13 protein-coding genes and 1 pseudogene are annotated in these 15,172 nt (G+C 70.4%); 6 read left to right on the plus strand and 8 right to left on the minus strand.

What is annotated here, in order from left to right:
• Positions 1-1,525: 1,525 nt before the first annotated feature.
• The 8 genes from ACZ6RT_RS34315 to rpmH form a co-directional block, all read right to left on the minus strand.
• Positions 1,526-2,500 carry a ParB/RepB/Spo0J family partition protein gene (locus tag ACZ6RT_RS34315; protein WP_470158124.1) on the minus strand — a complete coding sequence of 325 codons (975 nt, stop codon included), beginning with the start codon at positions 2,498-2,500 and terminating at the stop codon, positions 1,526-1,528.
• 71 nt (positions 2,501-2,571) lie between these two features.
• Positions 2,572-3,438, minus strand: a complete 867-nt coding sequence (locus ACZ6RT_RS34320) for a ParA family protein (protein ID WP_399190318.1) — start codon at positions 3,436-3,438, stop codon at positions 2,572-2,574.
• Between the two features lie 238 nt (positions 3,439-3,676).
• Complete coding sequence (gene rsmG / locus ACZ6RT_RS34325) at positions 3,677-4,387, minus strand: 16S rRNA (guanine(527)-N(7))-methyltransferase RsmG (protein ID WP_399190320.1); 711 nt, start codon at positions 4,385-4,387, stop codon at positions 3,677-3,679.
• Positions 4,388-4,681: 294 nt separating this feature from the next.
• Complete coding sequence (locus tag ACZ6RT_RS34330) at positions 4,682-5,185, minus strand: Jag family protein (protein WP_344892405.1); 504 nt, start codon at positions 5,183-5,185, stop codon at positions 4,682-4,684.
• A 35-nt stretch (positions 5,186-5,220) separates the two neighbouring features.
• A complete protein-coding gene (gene yidC, locus ACZ6RT_RS34335) occupies positions 5,221-6,168 on the minus strand; it encodes a membrane protein insertase YidC (protein ID WP_399190322.1) in 948 nt (315 codons plus the stop codon).
• A gap of 4 nt (positions 6,169-6,172) precedes the next feature.
• Positions 6,173-6,454, minus strand: coding sequence for a membrane protein insertion efficiency factor YidD (yidD, locus tag ACZ6RT_RS34340; RefSeq protein ID WP_425582575.1), 282 nt, complete (start codon positions 6,452-6,454; stop codon positions 6,173-6,175).
• Complete coding sequence (rnpA, locus tag ACZ6RT_RS34345; protein ID WP_399190324.1) at positions 6,451-6,825, minus strand: ribonuclease P protein component; 375 nt, start codon at positions 6,823-6,825, stop codon at positions 6,451-6,453. Before rnpA ends, yidD begins: the two co-directional genes overlap by 4 nt.
• A gap of 110 nt (positions 6,826-6,935) precedes the next feature.
• On the minus strand, positions 6,936-7,073 hold the full coding sequence (rpmH, locus tag ACZ6RT_RS34350) for a 50S ribosomal protein L34 (RefSeq protein ID WP_184543430.1): 138 nt from the start codon (positions 7,071-7,073) through the stop codon (positions 6,936-6,938).
• A gap of 540 nt (positions 7,074-7,613) precedes the next feature.
• Between rpmH and dnaA the strand changes: the two genes are divergently transcribed.
• The 6 genes and pseudogenes from dnaA (at position 7,614) to ACZ6RT_RS34380 (ending at position 14,990) form a co-directional block, all read left to right on the plus strand.
• Complete coding sequence (gene dnaA, locus ACZ6RT_RS34355; protein WP_399190327.1) at positions 7,614-9,392, plus strand: chromosomal replication initiator protein DnaA; 1,779 nt, start codon at positions 7,614-7,616, stop codon at positions 9,390-9,392.
• A gap of 608 nt (positions 9,393-10,000) precedes the next feature.
• A complete protein-coding gene (dnaN, locus tag ACZ6RT_RS34360) occupies positions 10,001-11,140 on the plus strand; it encodes a DNA polymerase III subunit beta (protein ID WP_399190630.1) in 1,140 nt (379 codons plus the stop codon).
• Positions 11,140-11,977 (plus strand): annotated as a pseudogene (locus ACZ6RT_RS34365) (3-keto-5-aminohexanoate cleavage protein). Before dnaN ends, ACZ6RT_RS34365 begins: the two are co-directional and overlap by 1 nt.
• Before the next feature lie 34 nt (positions 11,978-12,011).
• Positions 12,012-12,956: a phosphogluconate dehydrogenase (NAD(+)-dependent, decarboxylating) gene (gene gnd / locus ACZ6RT_RS34370; protein ID WP_470158128.1), complete on the plus strand. Its 945-nt coding sequence runs from the start codon at positions 12,012-12,014 to the stop codon at positions 12,954-12,956.
• A 215-nt stretch (positions 12,957-13,171) separates the two neighbouring features.
• Positions 13,172-14,347: a DNA replication/repair protein RecF gene (gene recF, locus ACZ6RT_RS34375; RefSeq protein WP_399190333.1), complete on the plus strand. Its 1,176-nt coding sequence runs from the start codon at positions 13,172-13,174 to the stop codon at positions 14,345-14,347.
• Positions 14,337-14,990 carry a DciA family protein gene (locus ACZ6RT_RS34380; RefSeq protein WP_470158129.1) on the plus strand — a complete coding sequence of 218 codons (654 nt, stop codon included), beginning with the start codon at positions 14,337-14,339 and terminating at the stop codon, positions 14,988-14,990. Before recF ends, ACZ6RT_RS34380 begins: the two co-directional genes overlap by 11 nt.
• The last annotated feature ends 182 nt before the right edge of the window (positions 14,991-15,172 follow it).

Here is a 15,172-nt window from a genome sequence, read left to right on the forward strand (position 1 = left end):
CCACCCGGTATGAAAAGACCGCCGAGTCCTACCAGGCCGCAGTCACCCTCGCGTCACTGCTGATGTGGCTATGAAACTTTGACGACACGCCCTAGGGCTATCACGGGGTCCCGGGTCTTCAAGCCGAAGGGCCGAGCCGTCAAAGATCGCGAGTTCTCAAGTCGTCGCTGTTTCACGTGAAACATGGCTCGCCACCGTGCGGGCCATGTTCGTTTCCGAAGGGGAGACGGCGCCCAGCCTCGCACGCCAGGATGTCTGTCTTCGTTCCGGCGAGCATGCCCTCTGTCCGGCTGATCCTTTAAGGAAGCCCGGCTTCTTCGTCCGAGGAGAGCAAGACGATGTCCCCCACGTCTCCCGCCTCTCCTCCGGACGGCAGGAGAACGGCAGCCTTCTCCCCGCTGAATCCCGAGGCGAGCCCTTCTACGGGTGGAGCCCCGGGGAGACCGACGAGAGATCCGAGTCGGGACCAGGAGGGATCCAGATCGGCTTGACCTTTCGGCTTCACGCCTGTCGCTCCGCCTCTTAGGAGGCGCCCTTTCTGTCGATCCATCTCGCACCACGGCTCCCTCCGGCCATGTTTCACGTGAAACATGGCCGTCCAACCGCGCGGGTGGACCGGGTCCGGCCTCCCGGACAGAGGAAAGCATCACTCGTCGCTTACGGAGGCGTCCACCGGGCTCCGGGACAGAAGGCTGGCCCTCTACAGGGAAACGACAGGCCCGATCAAAGGGCCGGCGTCTCTGGCCGCTGTGAGCGCTGGGGACGACGCTCCAGAAGAAGACCTAGTCCTCAGCCGACCCGTCGTTGTTTCACGTGAAACAACGACGGGCGATCCCTGGGCGGGGCGGCCGGGAGATGGTCTGGCCCCGGAACAAGAACTTCGGGCAGAACCCGATGCCGACCGTTCCGGCAAGGCGCGACCCAGGGGAAGATCTCAGAATCGCGGATCATCAGAGGCCGCCCTGAGAAGGGTCCGAAGCAGAGCCGTGAGGACGGAGCCTGGAAGGTAAGAACTTCCGGGGGTGGACCTCGAATGAGAGCGGACCCTCGAACGTCTTCGACGCAAGGACTCCGAAACGGCCGACCGGTGCGCGATCACGGACTACCGAAGGCCGCGCCTGAGAGGAGCCCGAAGGAACCATGGGAGTTGAAGCCTGAAAGGCAGGGGCCTCCGGGAGCGAACCCTCCGACGGGAGCGAGCCCTCAAGGGTGTCGGCGAAGGGACTCCGAAGCGGTCGAGCGGGAGCGATCACGGACGACCTGCCGAGTGGCCGGCCCTCGCCTCCGGATGGTCGAGCGGTCGGCCAGGACCCGCCTCCCTCCGACCGGACAATCGGCCAGGATCCGCCTCCGGTTACCGGCGCGTGGCCATGCCTCGCCTCCGGTGATCGGACCGGTCGGCCTGGACTCGCCTCCGGATGACCGGACGGTCGGCCCGGACTCGCCTCCCGCCGGTCGGGCAATCGGCCAGGACCCCCTTCAGGCCGGAGTCCGGCCCGCGATCGGGCCGGACCACGAGCGCGGGTCACCCCTCCGTCGGCTGCAGCGACCCCGGGGCCATCGTGCCGATGATGCGCTCCAGATCGTCGATGGTCGCGAACTCCACCACGATGCGCCCCTTGCGCCGGCCGAAGTCGACCTTCACCCGGGTCTCGAAGCGGTCGGAGAGGCGGTCGGCCAGGTGCCGCAGGGCGGACTCCTCGGCGGGCTTCGCCCGGGGGGCGCGCGGGGCCGGTGCCGACGCGGCCTTGGCGTCGCCGACCGCGACGATCTCCTCGACCGCGCGGACCGAGAGCAGCTCCGCCACGATCCGGCGGGCGAGGTGCTCCTGGGCGGCGGGATCCTCCAGCCGGAGCAGGGCCCTCGCGTGCCCGGCGCTGATCGTTCCCGCCGCGACGCTGCGCTGTACCGTGGCCGGCAGGTTCAGCAGGCGGATCGTGTTGGTCACGTGCGATCGGGAACGGCCGATACGGGTGGCGAGCTGCTCGTGGGTCGCGCCGAAGTCGTCGAGCAGCTGCCGGTACGCCGCCGCCTCCTCCAGCGCGTTGAGCTGCTCGCGCTGAAGGTTCTCGATCAGGGCGTCGAGCAGGAGCTTGTCCTCCTGGGTGCTCCGGACGATCGCGGGGATCTCCGACAGCCCGGCGAGCTTGGAGGCGCGCCAGCGACGCTCGCCCATGACCAGCTCGTACTTTCCCTCACCGGTCGCGCGCACCACGATCGGCTGCAGCAGGCCGACCTCGCCGATCGAGGTGGCCAGTTCCCTCAGGGCGTCCTCGTCGAAGACGTCCCGGGGCTGGCGGGGGTTGGGGACGATGTCCTCGACCGGGATCTCCATGAAGTAGGCGCCCATGACCGCCCGGGGACCGGGCTGCTCCGGCACCACCGGCTCGGGGGCGGGCAGCGTCACGGTCATCGACGCCGGCGTCTCCGTGACGACGGCGGGACCGGTCGGGATGAGCGCCCCCAGTCCCCTGCCCAGCCCTCTCGGTTGCTTACTCACGGCCCCTCCCGCGGCTCAAGGTGTCACCCAGACTGACATGTCCGCGGCCACGACCGCGATGCTCCCGGTGCTCATACGGTCACGGCGCGGTAAGCGATCTCTCGTGCGGCGTCCATGTAGGCCATCGCACCGCTGGAACCCGGATCGTACGTCATCACGGACTGCCCGTAGCTCGGGGCCTCGGAGACCCGTACGCTCCGGGGGATCAACGTGCTCAGCACGGTGGCTCCGAAGTGGGAGCGGACCTCCTCGGCAACCTGGGAGGCCAGGCGGGTACGCCCGTCGTACATGGTCATCAGGATGGTGGAGAGGTCGAGCGTCGGGTTCAGGTGGGCCCGTACCAGATCGACGTTCCGCAGGAGCTGGCCGAGCCCTTCCAGGGCGTAGTACTCGCACTGGATGGGGATCAGCAGCTCGTTCGCGGCCATCAGCGCGTTGACGGTCAGCAGGCCGAGCGACGGCGGGCAGTCGATGAGGATGTAGTCGAACGTGACGGCGTCGTACGCGGCCAGCGCGCGCTGCAGGCGGGCCTCGCGGGCCACCATGGAGACCAGCTCGATCTCGGCACCGGCCAGATCGATCGTGGCGGGAGCGCAGTAGAGGCCCGGCATGTCCGGGACCTCCTTCACCACCTCCGCGAGCGGCAGGTTCTCCACGAGGACCTTGTACATGTCCGGGACGTCGCCCCGGTGCTCGACGGCCAGGGCCGTGGAGGCGTTGCCCTGCGGGTCGAGGTCGACCACGAGGACCCGCTGGCCGTGCATGGACAGGGCGGCGGCGAGGTTGACCGAGGTGGTGGTCTTGCCGACCCCGCCCTTCTGGTTGGCCACGGTGAAGATCCGCGTCTTGGCGGGCCGTGGCCAGTCCCCGTCCCGGACGCCCGCGGAGGCTCCGGGTGCGGCGGCGGTCTTCTGGGCCGATGTTTCACGTGAAACCACTGAACTGAGTGCCTCTCGTACCAGCGGCGAGTCGCCGGGGTTAAGGGGGGTCTGGGTCACGGTCGTCGTCCTTTCAACCGGCCTGACTGGGGCACCGGGAGTCGGTGCCGGCCAGCCGAGACCGGAAAGGCGTCCATGTGGCGGAGCCGGGGAGTGCTCCGGCCAGCCGAGACCGCCGGTCGCGCTGGCGATCGCACGTGTACGGTCGTTCACTGGCCTCGTACTCGCTTTGCTCGGTTCATCCACTGGCCTCGCGCTTGCCCCGCGAGGCGCGATCCTTCCGGCCAGAGGCCTTCCGCGCTCCCTGGGGAGCCCGACCGGCGACCACCCGGATGAGAGTTGCGGGCGGCTCGACCTTACCGTGCCCGACCGATGCGAGCTCGGCGGTTTGCACCCCACTCGCCCGCAATTGCTCCTCGGCGTCCGCGAGTTCCTCGGTGGCACGCTCGCCCTTCATGGCCAGCAACTCGCCTCCCTCGCGCAACAGCGGTAACGACCATTTCAGCAGACGCCCCAGCGGCGCCACCGCGCGGGCCGAGGCGACGTCGAATTCGCGCTTCCCGGCGAACTCCTCGGCGCGGCCGCGCAGCACCTCGACGTTGCCGAGCTTCAGCGACGTCATGCACTCCTCCAGGAAGACCGTCCGGCGAAGGAGCGGCTCCAGCAGGGTGACGGTGATGTCGGGCCGGACGATCGCCAGGACCAGGCCCGGCAGGCCGGCGCCCGAACCGATGTCGACCAGGCTCACCCCCGGTCGTACGACCTCGGCGACCACCGCGCAGTTGAGCAGGTGGCGATCCCACAGGCGCGGCACCTCCCGCGGGCCGAGCAGTCCGCGCACCACGCCGGGACCGGCCAGCAGCTTCGCGAACGCCTCCGCCTTGCCCCAGGCGTCACCGGTGAAGACCTCGCGCGCGACCTCGGGCGGCTCGGGGATGTGGTCACTCACTCGACGTTCACTCTTCCCTTGGAAATGTCGGGGTCAGGCCGGTCTCAAGGCTAACGGCCCGCCTCGGCGTCGTCGTACAAGCCGCGCGTACGAGTGCCCGTCCGCAAGTGTCCGGCCGGGACCCGAGCAGGGGGAGGACGACGGCCCGGGACAACGAAAAACCGCCGTCCCCGGAAGAACCGGGGACGGCGGCTCGTGGCTCACCGGCGCGACCGTCACGCGGACGGACCGCACGCGGACGGACCGCACGCGGACGGACCGCACGCGGACGGCACCGTCAGGCGGGCAGGATCGTCACGCGGGCAGGACGACCACGAAACGGCGGGGCTCCTCGCCCTCGGACTCGCTCCGCAGGCCCGCCGCCGCGACGGCGTCGTGCACGATCTTCCGCTCGAAAGGCGTCATCGGCTGCAGCGACTTGGGCTCGCCGTCCCGCTTGACGTCCGCCGCGATCTTGGTGCCGAGCTCGCTCAGCTCGCTCCGGCGGCGGTCGCGGTAGCCGCCGATGTCGAGCATGAGGCGTGACCGCTCGCCGGTCTGGCGGTGCACGGCCAGCCGGGTCAGCTCCTGGATGGCCTCCAGGATCTCCCCGTTGGGACCGACCAGGTCGCCGCCCTTGATGTCCACGACCGACACCACGGCGCGGTCACCTTCGACATCCATGTCGATATCACCATCTATGTCGGCGATGTCGAGCAGACCCTCGACGTAGTCCGCCGCGATCTCGCCTTCCTGCTCCAGGGCGGCGAGATCGGGAGCCGCCTTCGCGGGCTCCTTCTCGGCCTCGGCCTCGGTCACGTCCGGCCACTCCTTCGTGCTGTCGGGATGGGACGTCAGGACTTCTTGCTGCCGGTCCGCTTGCTGCGGGGCTGGCGGGTGGGCTGCTGGCGGATGACCTTCGTCTCCGGCACGGGCGGCGCCTCGGGCTCGGGGGCCGGCTTCTTGACCTTGCTCAGCAGTCCCGGCTTGGGGTCGGGGATCGTGACGTTGCCCTTGGCGTCGGTCACTGGGGCGGGGTTACGGCTGTAGAACCAGTGCTGCTGGCCGAGGGTCCAGACGTTCGTCGTCACCCAGTACAGGATCAGCCCGAGGGGGAAGTTCAGCGAGAAGATCGCGAACAGCGGCGAGATGTACATCAGGATCTTCTGCTGCTGCGCCATCGGGTTGTCCGGCATCTGCGCGATCGAGCGGGTCACGCTCTGCCGGACGGTGAGGAAGGTGGTCAGCGAGCTGACCGCCACGAAGATCGCGAGCACGACCTTCGTGATGATCGGGTCGGCGCTCAGCTTGACGATGTCGGCCGAGCTCGTGAAGAACGTCGCGGGGACGGGGGCGCCGAAGATGTGCGCGGCCCGCGCGTCGTTCACCAGTTCCTGCGTCATGCCGAACTTGACCTGCCCGGCGGCCATGGCCTGGAGCACGGTGAACATCGAGATGAAGATCGGGAACTGCGCCAGGATCGGCAGGCAGCCCCCCAGCGGGTTGGCGCCCTGCCCCTGGTAGAGCGCCATGACCTCCTGGTTCATCCGCTGCTTGTCGTTCTTGTAGCGCTTGCGGATCTCCTGGACCTTGGGCGCCAGCTCCTGCATCTTCTTCGAGGAGTTCATCTGCTTGAGGAAGAGCGGGAAGATCAACAGCCGCATCAGCACGGTGAGCGTGATGATGGTCAGCGCCCAGTTGAGCCCGTTGTCCTTCGGGATGAAGGTGCTGTAGCCCTGGTGAATCCAGGTGATTACTTGGGCGACGGCCGTGTACAGCCAGTTCAGCCAGGACAGCTCCACCGAGCTAGCTCCCTTGCGTTTCGTCGGACCGGCCCGGGCGTGGGGGCACCGGGTCAAAGCCTCCGGGATGGAATGGGTGGCAACGCCCGATTCTCCGGATCGTCAACCATGTGCCGCGAAGCGCGCCGTGAACGGCCACGGCCTCGAGGCCGTAGGCGCTGCATGAGGGGTGGAAGCGGCAGCGGGGACCCAGCAGAGGGCTCACGAACGACCGGTAGAACCGGATCGGAGCCATCAGGATCCTGGCAGCCGGAGAAATTCCAGCGGTCTGCTGCGCCGTCATCATCGCCCATCCGTGCGAGCCCCGCGAGGCTCTAGCCGCCTGAGTAAACGATCCAGCGCGGCATCGAGTTCGGCGGCTAGGCGCTCGCTCCGCGCGGACGCGGCCGGTGGGTTGGCGCGTACAACCAGCAGGCTACCTCGCGGAAGCCGTCCGAGACGGTCTCGCATGAGGTGTCTCAGCCGACGTTTGACCCTGTTTCTGGTGACCGCATCCCCAACGGCACGGCTCACCACGAATCCGACCAGGGGGGGAGCGTCGTCGCCTGAGCGCATGCCGAAATGCGCGACCAACGTGGGGCGGCCTGCTCGGCTCCCCTTCTTGATCGCGCCGGCGAACTCGTCGCCCCGGCGCATGCGGGACGCGGGCGGCAACACCGAAGACCTTGTGGATCCTGGGCGGTAGCGCCCGTCGCCCGCCGGCGGTGATGCCGGCGGGCGACGGGCGTACTGCCTCGCGCCCGGGCGGCCCGGGCGCGACGGATACGTCAGACGGTGATCTCGGCGCGGCCCTTACGGCGACGGGCGGCGAGGATGGCGCGGCCGGCGCGGGTGCGCATGCGGAGCCGGAAGCCGTGGGTCTTCGCACGACGGCGGTTGTTCGGCTGGAAAGTACGCTTGCTCACGAGTGGGCTCCAGGCTCAAGACGCATCCCCAGCACATGGGGACGCTCGACAGTGGCTGGCCTGCCGGGTGCGGGGCATGCGAAATAGCCGCCGCGTGGCAAGCCGACCGTCGTACGTTACGGGTCGGGCGCGTCCCAGGTCAAACCGGAGAGCTTCCGGGAACACGTAGAGAACAGGTTATCCACGTTTCCACAGGCACGTTATCCACCGGCGCCCCGCCGTCCACAGGATGTGCGCATCGTCCCACCCGTACTGCCCTAGGCTGTGGACAACGTCTTGTACACAGCTGTGGACGCGGCTACTGTCGTCCCTTCCAGACCTTCTCTCCACTGCAAGGATGCGTTGGACCGCAGGTACGAGACTGTGCACAACCTGTGGATTCGATGTGGATTTCCAGCGGCGCCCGCCGGGGCGCACGGGGGTCCGCGGGGACGCCGACGTGTGGACGACGCCGAGATCCGGTCCGCCCGGCGGCCATCGATGTGGATAAACGGATCGCGTGTGCCGGCGGGGCCGCGTCGGGAGGAGAGGAGCCGGACCATGGACGGAACGGACCTCAGCGCGGTCTGGGCGCGGGCGCTGGAGAACTCCCTCAACGAGAACGTCCCCTCCCAGCAGCGGGTCTGGCTCAACATGACCCGCCCCTTCGGCCTCATGAACGACACCGTGGTGCTCGCCGCGCCGACCGATTTCGCCAGGGATGTCCTGGAGAACAAGCTTCGTCCCCTGATCAGCCACGCGCTCTCCCAGGAGTACGGCCGGCCGATGCGGGTGGCGGTCATGGTCGACCCCAGCGCGGCCGGTCCCGAGCCGGGTCTGGCCTCCCGCCAGGACCCTTATCCCCAGGCTCCGCAGCAGGGTTATCCCCAGGCCGGCGGGAACCAGCAGGGTTATGCACAGCCTCCGTCGCCCCAGCACCACGGGGGTTCCGGCCCCCAGCACCCCTATCCGGGGGGTGCCCCCGGTAATCCGTCGTCCACCGACTATCCACAGCACCAGCCGTTCTCCTACCCGTACCAGCAGCAGGGCGAGGACTCCTCCGCGCCCTACCTGCCCGCGGACGCCTCCCAGCCCTCGCAGGGGGAGCAGAGACCGGGCTACGCCCGCGGCGGCTACCCCTCGCAGCCGTCCCAGGCGCGGTCCGAGCCCGACTCCTTCGACCGGGGCTCACCCGCCGCGGCGCCGCCCGGGGCGGGCGGCGCGGGCGGGGTGGGCGGGTCCGGCGGCGCGGGCACCGTGCAGAACAGGTGGGACGGCCGGGGGAGCCGCACGCAGGGGGAACCGGCCCGGCTGAACCCCAAGTACACCTTCGACACCTTCGTGATCGGCTCCAGCAACCGGTTCGCGCACGCCGCGGCGGTCGCGGTGGCCGAGGCGCCGGCCAAGGCGTACAACCCCCTGTTCATCTACGGCGACTCGGGGCTGGGCAAGACCCACCTGCTGCACGCGATCGGCCACTACGCGCAGAGCCTCTACGACGGCGCGCGGGTGCGGTACGTGAGTTCGGAGGAGTTCACCAACGACTTCATCAACTCCATCCGCGACCACAAGGCCGACAACTTCCGGGGTCGCTACCGGGCCGTGGACATCCTGCTGGTGGACGACATCCAGTTCCTGGAGGGCAAGGAGCAGACGCAGGAGGAGTTCTTCCACACCTTCAACACGCTGCACAACTCCAACAAGCAGATCGTCATCTCCAGCGACCGGGCGCCGAAACAGCTGGTCACACTGGAGGACCGGCTGCGCAACCGGTTCGAGTGGGGCCTGATCACCGACGTCCAGCCGCCCGAGCTGGAGACCCGGATCGCGATCCTGCGCAAGAAGGCGATCCAGGAGGGCCTGGCCGCGCCGCCGGAGGTGCTGGAGTACATCGCCAGCCGCATCTCCACCAACATCCGCGAGCTGGAGGGCGCCCTGATCAGGGTGACCGCGTTCGCGAGCCTGAACCGGCAGTCGGTGGACCTGCAGCTGACCGAGGTGGTGCTGAAGGACCTGATCACCGAGGACGCCGGTTCGGAGATCACGGTCGCCACGATCATGGCGTCGACCGCGGCCTACTTCGGGCTGTCCATCGACGACCTGTGCGGCGGGTCGCGCTCGCGGGTGCTGGTGACGGCCCGTCAGATCGCGATGTACCTGTGCCGGGAGCTGACCGACATGTCGCTTCCGAAGATCGGCCAGCAGTTCGGCGGGCGGGACCACACCACGGTCATGCACGCCGACCGGAAGATCCGTTCCCTCATGGCCGAGCGACGCTCGATCTACAACCAGGTCAACGAACTCACCACGAGGATCAAGCAGCAGTCGCGTAATGGGTGAGATCGTCCCGGGCGTGATGCACAGCCTGTGGAAAACCTTGTGGATCAACGATTCACGGGTGTGGGGGAGTCTCCGGGACCGTCAACCATGATCATCTGCGAAGACGCCGGTCCGAACCGCGTTCGGCACCTGTGGACGACTCTGGGGAGAACATGGGGACAACCTGGGGACAACTCGTGGATAACCTGGGGACGCCCTGTGAAGAGAGTTGTCCACAGGGACAAAAGGGTCTCTTACCCGGTGGATAACCTGGGGAAACCTCGTGGACAACTTGGGGACGAAGACCCCCGGATCTGGGGACGGCCTGTGTGTACCGCGCGGTTCTCCCCAGGCCCAAGAGTTGTCCACAGTGACCGCCCACAGCCCCGGTGGATGAAAAAACAGCACTTGACCTGCGGAAACAACGGCTTTCCACAGTATCCACACCCCCTATTACGATGGCCACTTGTATCTCTAACTAGGAAACCCAAGAGCCATAAGAGGGTTCCGGGAGAGCTCAGGTGCGCGACAGTGAACACTCGAACCCCAGGCACCGAGAACCCAGACGAACCCCAGCGCCGGGCGCACGACGCCCGATGCACAGCTCGACACACAGGAGGCGGATCCACGTGATGTTCCGGGTCGATCGCGACGTGCTCGCCGAGGCGGTGGCGTGGACCGCGCGCAGCCTGCCGGCACGCCCCTCCGTGCCGGTGCTCGCCGGCATGCGTCTCGAGGTCACCGAGACCGGCCAGCTCAAGCTCTCCGGTTTCGACTACGAGGTCTCCGCTCAGGTGACGCTCGAGCTGCAGACCGGGGAACCGGGCGTGGTGCTCGTCTCCGGCAGGCTGCTGGCCGAGATCACCAGGGCGCTTCCCGCACAGCCTGTGGACGTCGTGGTGGAGGGCGCCAAGGCGGTGGTCACCTGTGGAAGCGCCAGGTTCACCCTGCTGACCATGCCCGTGGAGGACTACCCCTCGCTGCCGACGATGCCCCCGGCCGCGGGCCGGGTGGGCAGCGACGTCTTCGCCTCGGCCGTCGGCCAGGTGGCGGTGGCCGCGGGCAAGGACGACACCCTGCCGATGCTCACCGGCGTGCGGGTGGAGATCGAGGGCGACACGGTCACGCTCGCCGCGACCGACCGCTACCGCCTGGCGGTGCGGGAGCTGAAGTGGCAGCCGGGCCAGCCCGACTTCTCGGCGATCGCGATGATCCCGGGCAGGACGCTCGCCGACACGGCCAAGGCCCTGGGCGGCACCGGCGCCGAGGTCGAGATCGCGCTGAGCTCGGCCGGCGGCACCGGTGAGGGCATGATCGGCTTCTCCAGCGCGGGACGCCGTACCACCACCCGGCTGCTCGACCCCGAGTTCCCCAAGTACCGCTCGCTGCTGCCCACCGAGTTCTCGGCCCGCGCGCAGATCCCCACGGCCGCCTTCGTCGAGGCGGTCAAGCGGGTGGCCCTGGTCGCCGAGCGCAACACCCCGGTGCGGCTGGCCTTCCGCGGCGACGAGGTCGTCCTGGAGGCCGGCAGCGGCGACGAGGCCCAGGCGGTCGAGGTGCTCCCGGTGGAGTTCGAGGGCGACGACATCAACATCGCCTTCAACCACCAGTTCCTGCTGGAGGGGCTGGGCGCGATCGACTCGGACGTGGCGCGGCTGCAGATGACCACCTCCACCAAGCCCGCCATCCTCACCGGCGGCAAGCCCGCCGACGACGGCGGCGTCCCCGACTACCGCTACCTGATCATGCCGATCCGGCTGTCCAGCTGATGGCGGACGCCCCCGCGCCCGACCCCGATCGTCCCGGCCGCCCCAACGGCGGCGACCGCGAGGGGCCGGAGGCGTCCCCGGGCCGCGGGGAACGTTCCGCCGCGGCGCCGACATGGCTCAAGGCGTGCCTGAACGGCGCCAGGAGGCCCGACGAGCACCCCGCCCTCCCCGTGACCCCCCTGCAGCTCGCTGAGGCGGCCCGTGAGGCGCGTGGGGCGGGTGCGGACGCTGTGCATCCATCCCCGCGACGAGGCGGGCAGCGAGTCGCTCAGCGCCTCGCACATCGGCGCGGCGGTCCGCGCCGTCCGCGCGGCCTGCCCGGGTCTCCCGGTCGGGGTGAGCACCGGCCTGTGGATGACCGGCGGGGACGCCGACGCCCGCCGGGCCGCGATCCGGGGCTGGGAGGCGCTCGACGCCTCCGGCCTGCCCGACTTCGCCTCGGTCAACCTCGCCGAACCCGGCTTCGCCGACCTGTGGAAGGATCTGCGGCGGCTCGGGGTCGAGGTGGAGGCCGGGGTGTGGACGCCGGAGGGCGCCGAGGCGCTCGCCGCCACCGGGCTCGAGTGCGCGCGGGTGCTCGTCGAGATCATCGGCGGACAGGCCGGCACCGCCCTGGCGCGGGCGCACGCCGTCCTGGACCGCCTCGACGGGCTCGGCGTCCCCGGTCCACGGCTCCTGCACGGAGAGGAGGAGCCGACCTGGATTCTCCTGGACGAGGCGGGGCAGCTTGGACTGGCCACGCGCATCGGCCTGGAGGACGTCCTCCACGGTCCGCAGGGGGACCCGGTGGACGGGAACACCGAGCTGGTGAGGCTCGCGCGGGCGCGTCTGGCATAGGTGGATGACCGAAGACCCTGAAGGGGGTGCTCGTATGCAGATCGGCATGGTCGGACTGGGCAAGATGGGCGGCAAGATGGCCGAGCGGTTGCGCCGCGGCGGTCACGACGTCGTCGGGTACGACCGCGATCCCGCGGTCAGTGACGTCTCCAGCCTGGAAGAGCTCGTCGGACGGCTCCAGGCGCCGCGGGCGGTGTGGGTCATGGTGCCCTCCGGCGAGCCGACCAGGGCCACGATCGAGGCGCTCGCCGGCGTGCTGTCGTCCGGCGACCTGATCGTCGACGGCGGCAACTCGCACTACGTGGACGACCAGAAGCACGGCGCCGCGCTGAGCGCCAAGGGCATCGGCTTCGTCGACTGCGGCGTGAGCGGCGGCGTGTGGGGACTGGAGAACGGCTACGCGCTCATGGTCGGCGGCGAGCCGGCCGACGTCGAGCGGGTGATGCCGATCTTCCAGACCCTCAAGCCCGAGGGCGAGGACGGCTTCGTGCACGCCGGCAGCATCGGCGCCGGCCACTTCGCCAAGATGGTCCACAACGGCATCGAGTACGGCATGATGCAGGCCTTCGCCGAGGGCTGGGAGCTGCTGGAGGCCTCCGACATCGTCAAGGACGTGCCCGGCGCGTTCAAGAGCTGGCGCCAGGGCACGGTCATCCGCTCCTGGCTGCTCGACCTGATGGTCCGGGCGCTGGAGGAGGACCCCGACCTGGAGCGCCTGGAGGGCTACGCCCAGGACTCCGGCGAGGGCCGCTGGACGGTCAAGGCGGCCGTCGACCTGGCCGTCCCGCTGCCGGTGATCACCGCCGCCCTGTACGCCAGGTTCGCCTCCCGTCAGGACGACTCGCCGGCCATGAAGGTCGTCGCGGCCCTGCGCAACCAGTTCGGCGGCCACGCCGTCACCTCCCGGGCGGGCTCGGTCGAGAAGGGCGCCGACTCCCCCGGTGCCGACGTCGCCCCGCCCCCCGAGGCCACCGGCTGAGACGTGCCGGTACGGCCCGCGCCACGCCCGCCGAGGGCCGGACGCGGGCCGTACACGGGCCCGGTGAGCGCGTGTGAGGGTGCGGCGCGGCCGCAGGCACGGCGCGGGCGTGACGGCCACGCGGGCCCGTGCCGAGGGCGTGGCGCGACCCGGCCCGCGGCCGTACCGGGGACGGAACGCCCCGCAGGACGGTGGGGGCGACTAATCTTCCTGGGGTGCATGTCGCCCATCTCTCCCTGACCGACTTCCGGTCCTACGAAACCGTCGATCTCGGCATGGAGCCGGGGATCACGGCCTTCGTCGGGCCCAACGGCATGGGCAAGACCAACCTCGTCGAGGCGCTGGGGTACGTGGCGACGCAGGCGAGCCACCGGGTCGCCAACGACGGGCCGCTGGTCCGCCAGGGCGCGGCGCGCGCGATCGTCCGCTCGGTCGTGGTGCGCGACGACCGGCGCGCGCTGATCGAGCTGGAGATCAACCCCGGCAGGGCCAACCGCGCCAGGCTGAACCGCTCCCCCGTCCCCCGCCCCCGCGAGGTCGTCGGCCTGCTGCGCACCGTGCTGTTCGCCCCCGAGGACCTCGCCATGGTCAAGGGCGACCCCTCCGAGCGCCGCCGCTTCCTGGACGACCTCCTGGTGGCCAGGACGCCCAGGTTCGCCGGGGTGCGCGCCGACTACGACCGGGTGCTCAGGCAGCGCGGCGCCCTGCTGCGCACCGCCGCGCAGGCCCGCCGGGGCCGCGGCCGGAGCACGCGCCGGGCCGAGAGCGACGCGGCGTTCGCCGAGGCCGGCGCCGGGGACCCGCTGAGCACCCTGGAGGTCTGGGACTCCCACCTGGCCGAGCACGGCGCCGAGCTGCTCGCCGCCCGGCTGGAGCTGGTCGAGACGCTGCGCCCGCTGGTCGCCGCCTCCTACGCCCGCCTGGCGCCCGACTCCGCCGCCGCGGACCTGGAGTACCGCGGCACCCTGGCCGCGGGCGCCGGCACCGACCGCGCCAAGCTCGCCGAGCTGCTGCGGTCGGCCCTGCTGGAGGTGCGCGCCTCCGAGCTCGAACGCGGGGTGACCCTCGTCGGGCCGCACCGCGACGACCTGTTCCTGGGCCTGGGAGAGCTGCCCGCGCGCGGCTACGCCAGCCACGGCGAGTCGTGGTCGTTCGCGCTGGCGCTCAGGCTGGCCGCCTACGACCTGCTCAGGGCCGACGGCGGCGATCCGGTCCTGATCCTGGACGACGTCTTCGCCGAGCTGGACAACAGGCGCAGGCGCCGCCTGGCCGAGATGGTCGCCCCCGCCGAGCAGGTGCTGATCACCGCCGCGGTGCCCGACGACGTGCCGGTGGAACTGGTCGGGGGACGCTTCGACGTGACGGAGGGGGGCGTGGCCCGTGTCCGGTGACGACCCGTCCGCCCCGGCCGCGGGTCCCGCGACCGGGCCCGCGGCCTCCGGGACGACAGGGGGCGGCGCGGGCACCCCGACACCCGGCGGCACGGAGGGCGCAGGTCCGGGCGGGGAGCGTACCGGAGGCGACGGGGTGGCGCCGGGGTCGGCGAAGAGCGCGGCCGCCCGGGGGGCGGCGATGGCCAGGGAGAAGCTGGCCCAGGCCAAGGCGGACGCGGCCAAGCGGGGGCAGCTGCCCCGCCGCGAGCCCAGGCGCCGGGCCTCGGGGACGCGCAGGGACTCCGGCGACCCGCAGCTGTTCGGGCGGGCCATCGCCGACCTGCTGGCCGACCGGGGCTGGGAGCAGCCCGTCGCGGTCGGCGGGGTCTTCGGGCGCTGGCAGGAGATCGTCGGCGCGGACATGGCCGCCCACACCAGGCCGGAGACCTTCGCCGAGGGCGAGGTGGTCGTGATCGCCGACTCCACGGCCTGGGCCACCCAGGTCCGGATGCTGGCGCCGACACTGGTGAGAAGGCTGAACGAGGAGCTCGGGGACGGCACGGTGCAGCGCGTCAAGGTCCGCGGGCCGCAGAACGGGCCCCGCCGCAACGGGGGCCTGCGCGTCACCGGAAGCCGCGGCCCGGGCGACACCTACGGGTGACCCGCGGGCCTTCCGGCGGTCGATCCGCCGCCCTGGAACGGATCAGCGGGCCCTCTGACGCGACGGACCCCGTCCGCGTAGGGGGATGTTCACGATGATGATCGTCGCGCGACAGGCCATTCCAGAGGCCGTCAATGCCACAGGATGTGCTCTGAGCCGCTAGAATGAAATCGAATTCCGGA

This window comes from Streptosporangium sp. NPDC050148 (genome assembly GCF_055586505.1).